The organism is Microvirga sp. BF8, assembly GCF_059888585.1.
This window is the reverse complement of sequence record NZ_CM187619.1, coordinates 1,404,842-1,418,403: the sequence shown is the minus strand read 5'-3', so window position 1 is coordinate 1,418,403 and position 13,562 is coordinate 1,404,842. Positions and strand designations below refer to the sequence as shown.

Sequence of the window (13,562 nt, the reverse complement as noted above, 5' to 3'; positions counted from 1 at the left end):
GGCACAAGGCTCGACGATCATGACGGAACGGCACCGCCCGGGTTTCCTCGCGCATCCACTGCGTCATCTGTTCTTCACGGGCAAGGGCGGGGTCGGCAAGACCTCGGTCGCCTGCGCCGCGTCGCTGGCGCTGGCCGAGGCGGGCCGGACCGTCCTGCTCGTCAGCACCGACCCAGCCTCCAACCTGGACGAGATGCTCGGCGTCACCTTGGGCGACAGGCCGACGCCCGTGCCAGGTGCTCCGGGCCTCTCGGCGATGAACATCGACCCGGACGCGGCGGCGGATGCGTACCGGGGCCGCGTGATGGTCCAGATGAGCGGCGCGACCTCGCAGGAACGCGACACGGTGCGCGAGCAGCTCTCCGGTGCCTGCACCACGGAGGTTGCGGCCTTCGACGAGTTCGCCGGGCTCCTTGCCGGGGACGAGGCCGGCTACGATCACGTCGTCTTCGACACGGCGCCCACCGGGCACACCCTGCGGCTCCTGAGCCTGCCCAAGGCGTGGACCGGCTTCCTGGCTGAGAACGATCAGGGAGCGTCCTGCCTCGGTCCGCACTCCGGTCTCAAGATACGCGAGGAACGCTTCAACAAGGCCCTCACTGTGCTTTCCGACGCCCGCGAGACGGAGATCATCCTGGTGACGCGGCCCGAGAGGAGCGCACTCGCCGAGGCGGCGCGGACGTCGGGAGAGCTTCAGGCCCTCGGGCTGCTCAACCAGCGTCTGGTCGTGAACGGGGTGTTCCACGCCACCCGTTCGGACGACCCCATTGCGAAGGCCCTGGAGGAAAGCGGCCGGCAGGCCCTGGCTGCCATGCCCGAGAGCCTGCGTCGGCTGCCCGCCGACACCGTTCCCCTGCATCCCTTCGATATGGTCGGCCTGCCGGCCCTGAGGGCGTTGTTCGAGGTGGGGACGCGGAGCGCTCCGGCTGGGGGTTCCCGCGCCTCCACGGCGCTGCTGCCGACGGAGGTGTCCGGGCTTGATCGTCTGGTCGACACCCTGTCGGCCCAGGGCAAGGGCCTCATCATGGTGATGGGCAAGGGCGGCGTCGGGAAGACCGCGGTGGCCGCCGCCGTGGCGGTCGGGCTGGTCGAGCGCGGGCACGAGGTCCACCTGAGCACGACGGACCCCGCGGCTCACCTGTCCATGACGGTCGCAGGCGACCTGCCGGGCCTACGGGTCGACCGCATCGATCCCAAGGCGGAGACGGAACGGTACGTCGAGAAGATCATGGCCGCGCGTGGCGCCAACCTGGACGAGGACGGGCGTGCCCTGCTGCGCGAGGACCTGCGCTCACCCTGCACCGAAGAGGTCGCCGTGTTCCACGCGTTCTCGCGCATCGTCGCGGAGGCACGCAGCGCCTTCGTCGTGCTCGACACCGCTCCCACGGGACACACGCTGCTCCTGCTCGACGCGACGGGAGCCTATCACCGGCAGATGACGCGCGACCTCACCGAGGTACCCGGCACGCATGCCTCGGGTAGGATCGTCACGCCGCTCATGCGTCTCCAGGACCCTGCCTACACCCATGTCATCCTCGTGACCCTGCCCGAGACCACGCCCGTCTCGGAGGCGGCGGCGCTCCAGGACGACCTGCGCCGGGCGCAGATCGAGCCCTACGCCTGGGTGATCAACCGCAGCCTCCTGGCGGCGGGCACGCATGACCCGCTGCTGCGGATGCGGTTGGCCGGGGAAATGAGGCAGGTCGAGCGGATCCGCAGGGACCTCGCCGACAAGGTCTTCGTCATTCCTTGGCTGGCCGACGCGCCAACCGGCGTGCCAGCGCTTAGGAAGCTCGCGGCGCCGGACCATGAGGTGCCGAAGGATCGACACGGGGAAAGGCTGGCTTCGCCGACCGGGCAATGACCTTTCCGGCCCGGATGGCTTGGCCGTGCGGCCGAGCGGCAAGGGAGGCAAGCATGGATGAGCCTCAACATGCGGCAGGAAAGAGCGCGTTCTCCCGCCAGGTGGACAGCCTCGGCTGGGCCGCGTTCTTCATCTGGATCGGCATCGCGGTGCTGAGTGGAATCGGCTGGGCCTGGGCACTTCTGGGCATCAGCGCGATCGTGCTGTCGGTGCAGGCGGCCCTTCGGGTGAACCGCGAGGGGACCGACCCTTTCATGGTCGCCTGCGGTGTCGTGCTGCTCGTCGGCGCCATCTGGGAATTGCTCGGGCTGGACTGGCCCCTCGCGCCGGTCCTGCTCATCGCATTGGGGCTCGTGATGCTCTGGAACGTGCTGTTCCGGAATCGGGTGGGGTAACCGCGAGGTCACGCGGGTGCCCCCGTCCCGGAAAGGTGCTTTCTACTCTTGAGGAGGGAAGTCATGTCGAATGAAAAGCCAGGCACGGTTCACCCGGAGAAGCCCAAGCTCAATCCCGGGGACCAGGCCGATCTGGACACCCCAGGGGCCGGCGAGAACGTCTGCCGGGAGTGCAAGGGCACCGGAAAGCTCGGGGACAAGGAGTGCCCGATCTGCGGCGGGACGGGCGTCGTCATCGAGGAGATTGGTGGCGCATAGGCACTGGGACCGCCTTCATCTCGGGCGTGCATTGCCGCTGGCCCGTACTCCGCCAGGCTGCTATTTCGATTATGCTAGAAATCTCGCTTGACGGGCGACGGGTTGGGGTCCAAGGTATTTCCATGAACGTCGAACAAGCAGCCAAGCAACTCGAAGCGCTCGGGAACGTCACCCGGCTCCAAGTCTACCGCACCCTCGTCCGTGCGGGCGAGGCAGGTCTTCCTGTTGGGCAGATCCAGGAGCGCCTCGGCATCCCCGGCTCGACCCTCTCGCACCACCTCCAGCGGCTCCTGCTGACCGGGCTGGTGACGCAGGAGCGGCAGGCCACGACCCTGATCTGCCGGGCCAGCTATCCGGCCATGAACGGCCTCATCGGCTTCCTGGCCGACGAATGCTGCGCTGACGCCGGATGCTCAACCCAGGCGGAGAACGCCGCCTGATTTATTTTTGCCCGGTATTTCCATAGTACCGGAAATATGAAAAGGAGAGACTGATGCCTGGCGTTCTTCCCTTCATCCTTCATCTCGCCCGCGCGGCCCGGAACCGTCGGCAGGTTATCGCCCTCAACGAACTGGACGACCACCTCCTGCGCGATATCGGCTTCCAGCGGGCGGACGTCCTAGCCGTCCTGGCCCAGCCCCACCACCGCGATCCCTCGCGGATGCTCAAGATCCTTTGCTGCCAAGGACGCGTCCTCGTCGAGCGCGTGCGCGACGGCTTCGCTCCCCGCCCCGCCTCCTGCTGCTGACCAAGGAGTCCTCCCATGACCACGCTCGATAACCTTCCCATTGCTGTCATCGGCGCAGGCCCGGTCGGCTTGGCCGCCGCCGCCCGCCTGATCCAGCGTGGCCTGCCCGTGAAAGTCTACGAAACGGGCGCGACCATCGCCGCCAACGTCCGCGACTGGGGCCATGTTCGCCTGTTTTCGCCGTGGGAGTACAACACAGACACGGCAGCCCGCGAACTGCTCCTGGCCCATGGCTGGCAGGAGCCTCCGGGGAAGGCCATGCCGACGGGATCGGACCTCTTCGTGGCCTACCTCAAGCCACTCGCCGAGACGCCCGAAATGGCGGTAGTGATCGAGACCGGCGCCACGGTGAAGGCGATCACCCGCCAGGGCGCTGACAAGGTGCTCAGCAAGGGACGTGAGACCAAGCCCTTCGTGCTTGCCGTCTCGAACCGCAACGGCGCGATCCGGCGTGACTTGGCACGGGCGGTGATCGATGCCTCCGGCACGTGGAAGGCCCCCAACCCGCTCGGCGCGGGTGGCATCCTCGCCGAGGGCGAGGCCGAGAACGCCGGGCACATCGCTTATGGCATCCCGGACGTGCTCGGACGCGACCGCGCCGCCTACGAGGGCAAGTCGACGCTTGTGGTGGGCGCCGGCCACTCGGCCGCCAACGTCCTCCTCGACCTCGCCCGACTGGCGGAGCGTGATCCCGAGACCACCATCGTCTGGGCGACCCGTGGCGAGAACCTGATGCGGGTGTACGGCGGCGGACGGGCCGACCAGCTTCCGGCCCGCGGCGAGCTCGGGTTCAAATTGAAGGCGCTTGTCGACAGCGGGCGGGTCACTTTGATAGCCGGTTTCTCCGCCACCCGTGTGAAGGCCGTCGGCGACCAGGTGATGGTCGAAGGCGAGACCGCCGATGGGATTCGGGAGCTCGGCCCCGTCGACCGGATCGTGGTGTCGACCGGGCAGCGCCCGGACCTGAACCTGACCCGCGAGCTGCGGCTCGACCTCGACCCGTGGCTCGAGAGCTCGAAGGCACTCGGGCCGCTCATCGACCCGAACCTGCACTCGTGCGGATCCGTGCCGCCGCACGGCCACCGCGAGCTCGCCCATCCGGAGCCGGGCTTCTATACCGTCGGCATCAAGAGCTACGGACGTGCACCGACCTTCCTGATGCTCACGGGCTACGAGCAGGTGCGTTCGGTCGTAGCGGCGATCGCCGGAGACCTCGCGGCTGCGGACGACGTCCACCTCGTCCTGCCCGAGACGGGCGTGTGCTCGACCAATCTTCCCGTCGACGGTGCGCCCGCATCCTCCGGGTGCTGCGGCGGCCCCGCGCCGGCGATGATCGACGCCTGCTGCGTCGCGGATGCCGAGGCCAAGGCCGAGGGCAAGTCGGGCTGCGGATGCGGACCCGCGAATGCACCGGAGAAGGTTGCGGAGCCTGCGGGCTGCTGCTGAGATTAGCCCGTGTCGAACCCGGTGAGTGAGTCCCTGGCGAGCCAACCCACCATGCCGAAGCCGAGTCCGAGGGTGGTCATCGCCACCCTCGGGATCACGCAGATCCTCGCCTGGGGATCGTCCTTCTACCTGCCGGCCGTGCTCGCGAAGCCGATCGCCGCTGATACCGGATGGTCGCCCGGCTGGGTCGTGGGCGGGCTGTCCGTCGGCCTGCTCGCGGCCGGGTTGGTCGCGCCCCGGGTCGGACGCACCATCGATGCGAAGGGTAGCCGTCCGGTCCTCGTCGCCAGCTCGGTCCTGCTCGCCGCCGGACTCGCGACCCTGACGCTCGCTCACAGCCTTCCCGTCTACCTGGTGGCCTGGCTCGTGATGGGCATCGGCATGGGATCGGGTCTCTACGATGCGGGGTTCGCCACGTTGGGTCGCCTATACGGGAAGGATGCCCGGCGCGCGATCGCCACCCTGACCCTGTGGGGCGGCTTCGCCAGCACGGTCTGCTGGCCGCTCAGCGCCTCGCTCGTCGAGCACTTCGGCTGGCGCGGTGCCTGCGCCGCCTACGCCGCGATCCACGTTCTCGTATCCCTCCCGCTGCACGCTTTCGTCCTGCGCGGCATCGGGTCGGACTCAGGCGGCGGCGGGTCGCCTGGCGCAAAGCCCGGCTTGCCCTTTCCGCCTCCCTTGACCGGAACCCGGCGGACCCGAGCGTTTGCGTTGCTCGCCATGATCCTGACGCTCGGAGCAGTGACCGCCTCGATTATCGGAGTGCACCTGCTTACCTTCCTCCAAGCCCGTGGACTCGGCCTTGCTGCAGCCGTCGCCCTCGGCGCGCTGGTCGGCCCCTCGCAGGTCGGTGCCCGCGTGATCGAGATGGCCTTCGGCCGCCACTACCACCCGATCTGGACCATGGCGGCCTCCGTCATCCTGGTCGCAGGTGGGGTCATTCTGCTGCTCCTCGGGCTCCCGGTCCTGGCGCTTGCCTTGGCGCTCTACGGCGCCGGGAACGGCATCGGCTCCATCGCCAAAGGGACACTCCCGCTCGCAGTGTTCGGCCCGGATGGGTATGCCTCGCTCATGGGACGCCTAGCGATGCCGAGTCTGCTCGCCCAGGCGCTCTCGCCCCCCTCGGTGCGATCCTGATCGAACAGGGGGGCACGGATGCCGCGCTCGGCGTTCTCTGCGGTTTGACCTGCATGAGCCTCGGGCTCGTCGGGCTGCTGTGGGTGACAACCCGAAGGAACTGATCCTCGGGCACAGCCAATCCCCGCGCGGGATCAATCGGCCTCCCCTGCGTCTGGCTGCCAGGTCCGCAGGAGTTCCGAATCGGGCTCCGGCGGCGCTCCCTTGACCTTCGCGGGCGTTCCAATCCCAACGAAGCACAGAAGCTTCTCGTTGTCGGCGAGGTGGAAGGTGTGTTGCATTGCCTTCGTCGCGACCTTACGGCCGCTCACGGCCATGGCGCCGTAGCTCAGGAGGTCGGCGGCCAGAACCACGTAGCCCACCGCAGCCCCCGCCGACGCACGCTGCTCGATCTCGGGAACCTCGGCGTTCTCCTGCACGCGGGAGATCACGGCCAGAAGCACCGGCGCATGGTGAGCCTTTTCGCGGGCGCGCTCGAGCTTCTCGCCCGCAATGTCGGATTCGAGTTCGCGCTCGGCGGTCTCGAACGCATCCGCCAAGGCATCACGTCGGTCGGGTGGGATAACGATAAAGCGGAATGGCTTCAGGCTCTTGTGATCCGGCGCTCGGGAGGCCGCCCGCACGATCATGCGGATCTCGTCCTCGGACGGACCAGGTGCCACCAGATGCCGGGGTGGCGTCGATCGCCTCGCGCAGATGCGATGCAGCAACCTCAGTCCGTCCGCCTTTGCGTCAGGGAGTTCCGACGGGGCCGATCCGGTGCTTGCCATGGTGCATGATCTCCTGCGTCACGTGAAAGCCGGGAACCGACATGTCACCGGCGCACCCGATGGATGAAGGCCCAGGATGCCACATCTCCTGCCGACGTTCGAACGCTACAGCGCGGGGTCGTCACGGAGTCGGCATCGGATTATGATTGCTGCGACACGTCACCGTGCATCAATCCACCGGGAGGAGGCCGACGTTGTCCCGCCGCAAGCACCAAAGACGCGTGGAAGAGCACTACGGGACCCAGCTCGCGCCATGGATGGCCGCCAGCCTGGGAGCCTGCATCCTACTGGTCCTGGCAATCTACGTCGCCACCATGCCCCTGTGAATCGAAGCCTGATTGCGGGTCGAGCCAAAGGGGATCAAGGAGCTGCGGCTCAGCCGCCTGTCAGGCGTGCCCTCGCAGGTGATGACGGGGTCCATGACCATCCCTCGATGGATTCCGGTGCGACCGTCGGGCCTCAAGAGCCTGGCAGCCCGGGCTGCCAAGCCCGCAGCTGAGGATCGCTATACGGGGGGCGTGTACTCCTTTTCCTTGAAGGACAGGCCTTTCACCGCCTCCGGAGCATCCGCGATCTTGCGGATGTTGCCCCAGGTCTGCTTGTAGTTCGGGATGATGAACTCGTTCACCCCGGCCGAGACGACGTTGCCGACCACGCCCATCGGATTGGCAAACACCATGAAGGTCTGCTTCGGCCTGGCGTTCTGGGTGGGGTACACGACCGCCTGCGTCGAGCCGTTGTCGTTGTAAACCTCGACCAGGTCGCCTGGCTTGAGGTTGAGCTCCGCCATGTCCTGCGGGTTCATCTCGATGAACGGGAACGGGAAGCGGTCCATCACGAACTCGTTCTCCTGATCGAGATAGGCGCTCTGCCAGAAGTGGTTTGCGCGCCCATTGTTGATCAGGAACGCGAACTTGTCCTTCTCCGCCTGCTTGCCGGCGGCCTGCAAGCCCCGCCACTGCGTCTCCATGAAGACGGCCTTGCCGTCCTTCGTGTTGAACTTGCCGTCCGCGTAGAGGCGCTTCGTCCCGATGATCCGTTCGGCACCGGCCGGAATCGCCTGGGTCACCGGCGTCGCGGCCGGCGTGCCCGGCTGGACCGGCTCCTTCCCACGCGCGCCCTCGATGGCGGGACCCTGGACGACCATCCCGGGCGTCTGGCCCGTCGTCGTGCCGGTAGCGACCGCGCCCATGCCCTCGACGCCGGTCGCCGGCTCCTGGAAGCCGTTCGTACCCATCGCCCGCAGCCGGGCATAGGTGACGAACTCGCCGCCCTTCTCGTGCTGGTGGTAGCCGTCCATGAACGCGTCTTCCTCGGTCTTCCATTCGAAACCCTTGAAGCGGTCGGCGACGTCGGCCTTGTCCATCTCGCGGAAGACCCGCTCCAGATTGTTGGCGATCCGGGCCGCGATCAGGCAGTCCGGCATCGCCTGCCCGGGCGGGTCCATGTAGCGCTCGGTGAGGCGCATGCGCCGCTCGCCGTTCATCGACGTCAGGTTCATCTCGCCCGAGGTCGCGGCCGGCAGCCAGATGTGGGCCGCCTGCCCGATCTGGGTCGGGATGATGTCGACGTCGACCGAGAACAGCCCGCCCTTGCGGATGGCGTCCATGATCGCCGCCACCATCGCGGGACGGTCGCCCCAGGGCACGGCCGACATGGCATCCTTCACCAGGTCGGTCCGCTTCTTATAGACCTGCTTGAACTGGAGGGCGTTCAGGGTCGTCTTGTAGTGATCGCAGCCCCAGACGTGATGGACGCCGCCCTTGCCGTTGATCAGGAGTTGGTCGACGTAGGCCGCGGGCCGGCCGACATGGGCGTCGGACGGACGGGAGTAGCCCTCCTGGTGCCCGCCGAGCCGGACGCAGCCCCCGCCGGGACGGCCAATGTTGCCCGTGGCCAGCGCGACGTTCACGAGCGCACCGTTGGTGCGGTAGTTGTCGTTGCCCCAGATCAGCCCTTTCTCGTAGGCGACCATCGTGCGCCGCCGCGCCCCGCCCGCCTTCGGCTGGGCGATCCACTCCGCCGCCTGGCGGATCTGGTCGGCGGTGAGCCCGGTGATCCGCGCCGCCTCCTCGAGGCTCGTCCTGTTGCTGGCGACCGCCTTGTCGTAGTCCCTGGTCGAGGCGTCGATGAAGGCCTTGTCGACCCAGCCCTTGTCGGCGATGTAGGTCAGCCAAGCGTTGAACAGCGCAAGATCGGTTCCCGGGTTAAGGGCCAAGTGCATGACCCGGTCCTTGCCGGCCTCGACCTCGCAGGCGTTGATCGTCACGGTCCGCCGGGGGTCGACCACGATGACGCGGACGGGGTCGTGCGGCTCGCCCGGCAACTGGTCCTTCTTCTTGTCCATGGACGTCCCACGCAGGTTCGGGATCCAGTGGTTGAGGAAGTAGTTGGTCTGCGTCTCGAGCGAGTTCGCTCCGACCATCACAAGGGTGTCAGCGAGCTCCGCGTCCTCGTAGCAGTTGTTGAGCTCGCCCACGCCCATGTCGCGGGTGGCGTGGACCTCGGAGTTGTAGGCCGGACGGTTGTGGATCCGGATGTTCTTCACCTTCATGGCGCCGAAGTAGAGCTTGCCGGTGCCCCAGGTGTTCTCGTAGCCGCCGCCGGCGCCGCCGTGGTCGTAGGCGGAGACGAACAGCCCGTCCTCGCCCTGCTCGTCGATCACCGCCGCCGTGACGCGCGCGACGAGGTCGAGGGCGTCCTCCCAGCTCGTCGGCTGCATCTGGCCGTAGCGCCAGACCATCGGGTCCGTCAGGCGCTGCTGCTCGTTATTCCTCACGGGCGAGTAGGACATCTCGGCCATGCGGGCACCGCGGATCGAGCCGAGACCCGAGTTCACGACGCAGCCCTTGTCCGGCTTGATGACGATGTGGACGTCCTTCCCGTTCTGCCGGACGACGTTGTACATCGCGGGCGCGTACCAGGCCTCGGTCTCGGCGCCCTGCTGCTTGGCGAGGTCGACGCCGAACTTGTTGCCGGACGGATCGGTGGTGCCCTGCCGGTCGATGTCCCAGGTGTAGGCCTTGTAGCCGCATCCGACGATGCAGTAGTGGCACACCACGTTGTGCTCCCGGGCGTCCGCCGGGATGATCGGAAGGCGGTCGACCTGTCGTTTGTAGGCCATCGCAACCTCCCTCAGAGCACGTTGGACAGGCGGCCGTAGAGGAGCTCGTCGAGGCCCTCGGCATAGATGTCGCCCTTGTCGTCGATCCGCAGCGCATACTGCGGCAGGTTCTGGGTCGCGTGGCCCCAGGTCTCCTGGCCGCCGGCCTCGCAATCGAAGACCGAGTAATGTCCGGAGCAGTTCAGGGTGCGGGTCTGGGCGTTGTAGGCGAGCGGATAGCCCTTGTGCGGGCAGATCGTGGTGAAGCCGACGATGTCGCCGTCAGGGCCGGCGCCGCCCTCGACCCGTTTGCCGAGCTTGAGCAGGACGCCCGGTGCGTCCTTGTCCGGGTAGGCGACGTCCATCGGTTCGTTGACCTTGAGGTCCTTGACGTTGCCGAGCCGATTGGAGGGATAGGTCACACGGGCGGTCGGGATGGCGGCCTTGGCCTCCGGCGGCAGGACCGTGCTGGCGGCGGCGCCCGCCGCGACCATGCCGGCGCCCGACAGGAACCGACGACGGCCGACGTCGACGAGTAGATCGCATCGCTTCATGACCGTTGTCTCCCTCTGCTTGTGGGCGAGGATCCCGGTCAAGGCACCTCGTTCGGTGCCCCACGTGTCAGGCGCTCAATCGGCGCCGTGGCGGAAGTCTTCTATCGGGAAGTGGACCCTGTTCGATCACACGTCCGGCGGCTGCCGTTGCCGGGGAACCGTCCTGCGGCGCCAGGACACGCGGACCGATGGTGGTGAGTGCGCTTGCTGCGAAGACCGGTGGCCTGTGCGGACCTGCGCGCACGTCGAAGCCTTCCTCCCAGTGCCATTCTCGTGGCTTTTCAGGACGCTACACCGGGCCGGGGTGGGACAGCAACGATGCATAAGAGGTAGCTGAACCTATGAGGCGAGGCTTGTCGGACAGTGATCGTGGATGGACCGCTCTGGGTCAATCTGAGGCATTCAGCGCGGCCGTAACAAGGTCCGCTCTCTAGTTGATTCCTGACGTTCGTTGATTCAGGCAGTAAGGTTCGACGTGGGGGTGAACCGATACGTTGCAGGGGAAAAGCTCATTTAGTTGAGCTTGCTTCCCATACGCTTCCCGATCCGATTTTCTGGGAAGCAAGACCAAACCGAACTAGCATCTAAGTGCTTGATAAGGCTTGGTGAGCGCGCTGGGACTCGAACCCAGGACCCTCTGATTAAAAGTCAGATGCTCTACCGGCTGAGCTACGCGCTCCCAGGGTGAGCCCGAAATAGGGGCTATCGGCTGGCGGGTCAATGAAAAAGGCCTAGTATGGGCGCCGAATTCCGTAACCGCGGAGTGGATTCGCCGAAAATGCCTTTCCGCTCCTGATCTTGGGCGTCTCCATGACCGATTCCCGCCTGCCCTATCTCGCAGAACTCGAACGCAAGATCCTGTGGCTGTCCAGCTGGACCATCCATCACGCCAACCATGTCCGTCCCAACCTGGACGGGTTGAAGATCGGGGGCCATCAGGCCTCCTCAGCCTCGCTCTCGACCGTCATGACCGCGCTCTATCTGGCCGTCCTGAAGCCGGAGGACCGGGTGGCGGTGAAGCCCCATGCGAGCCCGATCTTCCACGCGATCCAGTACCTCCTCGGGCACCAGACCCGGGAGAAGCTCGAGAATTTCCGCGGCTACAAGGGCGCGCAGTCCTATCCTTCCCGAACCAAGGACATCGATGACGTCGATTTCTCCACCGGCTCGGTGGGCCTCGGCGTGGCGCAGACGCTCTTTGCCAGCGTCGTGCAGGACTACGTCAAGGCTCATGGCTGGCGGAAGCAGCAGCCCGAAGGCCGGATGATTGCCCTCGTGGGTGATGCGGAGATGGACGAGGGCAATATCTTCGAGGCCTTGCTGGAGGGCTGGAAGCAGGGCCTGCGCAACACGTGGTGGGTCATCGACTACAACCGCCAGAGCCTCGACGCCGTGGTGCGGGAGGGGCTCTATGCCCGGTTCGAGTCGATCTTCCGCTCCTTCGGCTGGGACGTGGTGGTGCTCAAGCACGGGTCGCTGATGAAGGAAGCTTTCCGGGAACCGGGCGGCGACCGTTTGCGCGACTGGATCGACAGCTGTCCCAACCAGCTCTACTCCGCCCTCACCTTCCAGGGTGGCGCGGCCTGGCGCAAGCGCCTCCTCGACGATCTCGGGGACCAGGGCGCGGTGACGCGGCTGATCGAGAAGCGTTCCGACGAGGAACTGTCGCGACTCATGTCGAATCTCGGCGGCCACGACCTGCCGAGCCTGCTCGAGGCGTTCGAGTCCGTCGACCATGACCGGCCGACAGTGTTCATCGCCTACACCATCAAGGGCTTCGGCCTGCCTCTCGCCGGCCACAAGGACAACCATGCCGGCCTGCTCACCCCGACCCAGATGGAGGGCTACCGTGCCGCGGCAAAGGTCCGCCCGGGCCATGAATGGGATAAGTTCGAGGGCCTGAACCTGCGGGAGGAGGACCTGGAGCGCTTTCTCGCCTCGGTGCCGTTCAACGCAAGCGGCAGGCGCCGCCACAGCGCGCCCAAGGTGCCGGTGCCGGCGGCTCTCGAGACGCCGCGGCAGCCTTCGATGTCCACGCAGCAGGGCTTCGGCCTGATCCTCAACGAACTCGCCCGCTCCAGCGAGGCCCTTGCGGACCGCATCGTCACGACCGCGCCCGACGTGACCGTGTCGACCAATCTCGGCGCCTGGGTGAACCGGCGCGGGCTGTTCGCGCGGGAGGAGATGAAGGACATCTTCCGATCCGAGCGCATTCCCTCCACCTTCACCTGGGATTTCAGCCCAAAGGGCCAGCATATCGAGCTCGGCATCGCCGAGATGAACCTGTTCATTCTGCTCTCGGCGCTGGGACTGTCCCATTCCCTGTTCGGCGAACGGCTGCTTCCCATCGGCACGCTCTACGACCCGTTCATCGCCCGTGGCCTCGATGCCCTGAACTATGCGTGCTACCAGGACGCCCGTTTCATCGTCGCCGCGACCCCCTCCGGCGTGACGCTCGCGCCCGAGGGCGGTGCCCATCAATCCATCGGCACCCCCTTGATCGGCATGGCGCAGGACGGACTCGCCTCGTTCGAGCCCGCCTTCGTGGACGAATTGTCGGTCATCCTGCGCTGGGCTTTCGACTATCTCCAGCGTGATGGCGAGGGCGGGCCGAACGACCGCGACCTCAATGAGAAATCCTGGCTGCGCGACGAAACCGGGGGATCGGTCTATCTGCGCCTGTCGACGCGCAGCATCGACCAGCCGCAACGGGACATGTCGGCGGATCTCGCATCGGACATCGTCGATGGCGCCTACTGGATGCGCAAACCCGGCCCGAACGCGCAGGTGGTCGTCGCCTATACGGGCACGGTCGCGCCCGAGGCGATCGCAGCCGTCGGCCTGATGGCCGAAGACCGGCGCGACATCGGGCTCCTCGCCATCACATCGGCAGATCGCCTGAATGCCGGCTGGACGGCGGCACAGCGCGCCCGCGAGCGCGGCCTCGTCCATGCGCGCAGCCATATCGAGCGCATGCTCGGCGAGCTGCCTCCCCATTGCGGACTGGTGACGGTGCTCGACGGCCATCCGGCGACGCTCGCCTGGCTCGGTTCCGTCATGGGCCACCGCACGCGCTCCCTCGGCGTCGAGCATTTCGGCCAGACCGGCACGATCCAGGATCTCTACCGCCATTTCGGCATCGACGCCCAGGGCATCATCGCCGCGGCGGAAATGATCGCTCCGGGACGGCCGATCCGACACCTGAAGGCATTGGGCTGAAGATCAGTAGCGTCATTCCGGGGCCGCGAAGCGGAGCCCGGAACCCATAACACCGAGGTTTGTGGGCA

General features: G+C 66.8%; 12 protein-coding genes and 1 tRNA gene. 9 read left to right on the top strand and 4 right to left on the bottom strand.

The genetic code is table 11. The features are described 5' to 3' along the window. The first annotated feature begins 19 nt into the window (after positions 1-19). The 7 genes from arsA to AC522E_RS06800 all read left to right on the top strand — a co-directional run bounded on the left by arsA (position 20) and on the right by AC522E_RS06800 (position 5,848). The gene (gene arsA, locus AC522E_RS06830; RefSeq protein WP_500749646.1) at positions 20-1,864 is read left to right on the top strand and encodes an arsenical pump-driving ATPase; all 1,845 of its coding nucleotides are present in this window, start codon (positions 20-22) and stop codon (positions 1,862-1,864) included. A gap of 53 nt (positions 1,865-1,917) precedes the next feature. Continuing rightward, entirely contained in the window at positions 1,918-2,259 is a 342-nt protein-coding gene (locus AC522E_RS06825; protein ID WP_500749645.1) for a hypothetical protein, read from the top strand. A 63-nt stretch (positions 2,260-2,322) separates the two neighbouring features. After that, positions 2,323-2,517: a hypothetical protein gene (locus AC522E_RS06820; RefSeq protein ID WP_500749644.1), complete on the top strand. Its 195-nt coding sequence runs from the start codon at positions 2,323-2,325 to the stop codon at positions 2,515-2,517. 122 nt (positions 2,518-2,639) lie between these two features. After that, a complete protein-coding gene (locus tag AC522E_RS06815) occupies positions 2,640-2,957 on the top strand; it encodes an ArsR/SmtB family transcription factor (RefSeq protein WP_500749643.1) in 318 nt (105 codons plus the stop codon). A 53-nt stretch (positions 2,958-3,010) separates the two neighbouring features. After that, positions 3,011-3,265, top strand: coding sequence for a DUF1127 domain-containing protein (locus AC522E_RS06810; protein WP_500749642.1), 255 nt, complete (start codon positions 3,011-3,013; stop codon positions 3,263-3,265). A 15-nt stretch (positions 3,266-3,280) separates the two neighbouring features. Further along, on the top strand, positions 3,281-4,711 hold the full coding sequence (locus AC522E_RS06805; protein WP_500749641.1) for an NAD(P)-binding domain-containing protein: 1,431 nt from the start codon (positions 3,281-3,283) through the stop codon (positions 4,709-4,711). Positions 4,712-4,762: 51 nt separating this feature from the next. Then, a complete protein-coding gene (locus AC522E_RS06800) occupies positions 4,763-5,848 on the top strand; it encodes an MFS transporter (RefSeq protein ID WP_500749640.1) in 1,086 nt (361 codons plus the stop codon). Between the two features lie 134 nt (positions 5,849-5,982). On the opposite strand, the gene AC522E_RS06795 is transcribed toward AC522E_RS06800, so the two are convergent. Next, positions 5,983-6,618, bottom strand: coding sequence for a nitroreductase family protein (locus AC522E_RS06795; protein ID WP_500749639.1), 636 nt, complete (start codon positions 6,616-6,618; stop codon positions 5,983-5,985). Between the two features lie 194 nt (positions 6,619-6,812). On the opposite strand from AC522E_RS06795, the gene AC522E_RS06790 reads away from it, so the two are divergent. Continuing rightward, positions 6,813-6,944, top strand: a complete 132-nt coding sequence (locus AC522E_RS06790; RefSeq protein WP_500749638.1) for a hypothetical protein — start codon at positions 6,813-6,815, stop codon at positions 6,942-6,944. A 179-nt stretch (positions 6,945-7,123) separates the two neighbouring features. Here AC522E_RS06790 and AC522E_RS06785 read toward each other — a convergent pair whose 3' ends face one another. From AC522E_RS06785 to AC522E_RS06775, 3 genes are all read right to left on the bottom strand, one after another. Further along, a complete protein-coding gene (locus tag AC522E_RS06785; RefSeq protein ID WP_500749636.1) occupies positions 7,124-9,742 on the bottom strand; it encodes an arsenate reductase (azurin) large subunit in 2,619 nt (872 codons plus the stop codon). Positions 9,743-9,753: 11 nt separating this feature from the next. Continuing rightward, the gene (locus tag AC522E_RS06780) at positions 9,754-10,275 is read right to left on the bottom strand and encodes an arsenate reductase (azurin) small subunit (protein ID WP_500749634.1); all 522 of its coding nucleotides are present in this window, start codon (positions 10,273-10,275) and stop codon (positions 9,754-9,756) included. A gap of 603 nt (positions 10,276-10,878) precedes the next feature. After that, positions 10,879-10,954: transfer RNA gene (locus AC522E_RS06775), tRNA-Lys, on the bottom strand. A 131-nt stretch (positions 10,955-11,085) separates the two neighbouring features. On the opposite strand from AC522E_RS06775, the gene AC522E_RS06770 reads away from it, so the two are divergent. Beyond that, the gene (locus AC522E_RS06770; RefSeq protein ID WP_500749633.1) at positions 11,086-13,494 is read left to right on the top strand and encodes a thiamine pyrophosphate-binding protein; all 2,409 of its coding nucleotides are present in this window, start codon (positions 11,086-11,088) and stop codon (positions 13,492-13,494) included. Positions 13,495-13,562: the final 68 nt, after the last annotated feature.

Coding starts and splice junctions, on each gene's coding strand:
- AC522E_RS06820 (WP_500749644.1), top strand. CDS start 2,323: ATGTCGAATGAAAAGCCAGGCACGGTTCACCCGGAGAAGCCCAAGCTC.
- AC522E_RS06770 (WP_500749633.1), top strand. CDS start 11,086: ATGACCGATTCCCGCCTGCCCTATCTCGCAGAACTCGAACGCAAGATC.
- AC522E_RS06810 (WP_500749642.1), top strand. CDS start 3,011: ATGCCTGGCGTTCTTCCCTTCATCCTTCATCTCGCCCGCGCGGCCCGG.
- AC522E_RS06805 (WP_500749641.1), top strand. CDS start 3,281: ATGACCACGCTCGATAACCTTCCCATTGCTGTCATCGGCGCAGGCCCG.
- AC522E_RS06780 (WP_500749634.1), bottom strand. CDS start 10,275: ATGAAGCGATGCGATCTACTCGTCGACGTCGGCCGTCGTCGGTTCCTG.
- AC522E_RS06800 (WP_500749640.1), top strand. CDS start 4,763: ATGCCGAAGCCGAGTCCGAGGGTGGTCATCGCCACCCTCGGGATCACG.
- arsA (WP_500749646.1), top strand. CDS start 20: ATGACGGAACGGCACCGCCCGGGTTTCCTCGCGCATCCACTGCGTCAT.
- AC522E_RS06815 (WP_500749643.1), top strand. CDS start 2,640: ATGAACGTCGAACAAGCAGCCAAGCAACTCGAAGCGCTCGGGAACGTC.
- AC522E_RS06785 (WP_500749636.1), bottom strand. CDS start 9,742: ATGGCCTACAAACGACAGGTCGACCGCCTTCCGATCATCCCGGCGGAC.
- AC522E_RS06795 (WP_500749639.1), bottom strand. CDS start 6,618: ATGGCAAGCACCGGATCGGCCCCGTCGGAACTCCCTGACGCAAAGGCG.
- AC522E_RS06825 (WP_500749645.1), top strand. CDS start 1,918: ATGGATGAGCCTCAACATGCGGCAGGAAAGAGCGCGTTCTCCCGCCAG.